Annotated in this window: 1 protein-coding gene and 1 pseudogene; both read right to left on the bottom strand. The window is 66.0% G+C overall.

From position 1 onward, the window contains the following. A pseudogene (locus ACYVDE_RS22555) lies at window positions 1-453 on the bottom strand (hypothetical protein); the annotation flags it as partial. A gap of 81 nt (window positions 454-534) precedes the next feature. Then, window positions 535-1,495: S8 family serine peptidase (locus tag ACYVDE_RS22560; protein WP_460503783.1), on the bottom strand; the 961-nt coding region annotated here is incomplete at its 5' end.

Consider the following 1,495-nt stretch of genomic DNA (forward strand, 5'->3'; position numbering starts at 1 on the left):
GGCACCCTGCTCGCGGGCCCGGCTTTCGCGCAGCGCGGTTTCGGCGCCGGTGCGCACGAAGGTGCTGGTATCGAGCAAGCTCACCACCAACTGCGGGCCGTGCCGCCGGGCGGCAATGTGCAGGTGCTGGGCAAAGCTGTTGGCTTGGTAATTAAAGTCGTACTGCGCGGCCTCGCTGGTTTCGAACACGCGCCGGTAAAAGTCGAAAATGCCGTTGGTGGCCGCGTCCGGAAATTGGGAAAGCAGGGTGCCGCCGGGCCGTTCGGCCAAGCCGGTGAGGTGCTGGGCCGCGGGGTTGAAGTAGTCGAGCGCGAAGTCGACAATGGTGCGGCCATCGGCCGCGTACGCCGGCCGCACCAAGTTGATGGGCGTGAGCGAAACTTCCAGTACCGCGCGCAGCAGGTCGGCGGCGGATGCGCCAGTAGGCAGGGCCGAAGCCGTGGAATCGAGCATAAAAAAGAAAACAAACCAACAGGGTCGCGCCCGCCTGCGCCCTCTACGCAAAAAGCCCGACCGTGGCTGTCTGCGCGGTGGCTATTTGGCGGCCGTCAGCTGCTGGGCCAGCTTCACGGCCTCGTACAGATTCACGATGCCGCCGGTGCGCGAGAGGGTAGCAAAATCGACTACCTGCTTGCTGCCCGGCTGCTGCACCTGCGTGTGGTAGGGCACCGCCGACTGCATAATAATCTGCTTGAGCTGCAGGGCCGTAAGCTGCGGAAAGTAGGCCTTGAGCACGGCTGCTGCGCCCGCCACTACCGGCGCGGCCATACTCGTGCCGCTCAGGGACGCGTAGGTGTTGCCGGGCGTGCTCGAATAAATGGCCACGCCGGGTGCAAACACATCCACGGTTTTGCGGCCGTAGTTCGAGAAGCTGGCGGCCAGCTCCGCCGTGTTCTGGCGGCTGCTGGCGCCCACCGTCAACAGGTTCGGAATTTCCTTGCCGTCGAGGTACTGGGTGTTGGGGTAGTGGGGCGTCTGGTCGGTGTTGTCGGCGCTGTTGCCGGCGGCGTGCACCAGCAGCACGCCTTTCTGGCCGGCGTAGCGCATGGCGGCATCCACCACCGATTTTTCGGGGGAGAAGTCCTTGCCGAAGCTCATGCTGATAATCTGGGCACCGTTGTCGACGGCGTAGCGAATGGCGTTGGCCACGTCCTTGTCGCGCTCGTCGCCGCTGGGCGTGGAGCGCACACCCATAATGCGCACGGCGTCGGCCACGCCGTCGGCCCCGCGCCCGTTGCCGCGCAAGCCGCCGATGATGCCCGCGCAGTGCGTGCCGTGGGTGGCGTCGGGGCCCTGAATGTCAGGGTTGCCGTAGCGCGTTTCGGTTAGGTCCGTTACGTGGTCGCCCACCAGAGCGCGTGGGTTGTAGTCGGGGTTGAGACTCATCTCAAGGCGCTTGCGCGAGCGGTCCACGGCTTCGGTCAGGCTTTGGGCGGCTTCGTCGGCGCTGCCCAGACCGGCGCGGCGCAGAAAAGCGTAGGTGGCCCCGGCCTCG

The organism is Hymenobacter agri (assembly GCF_054778495.1).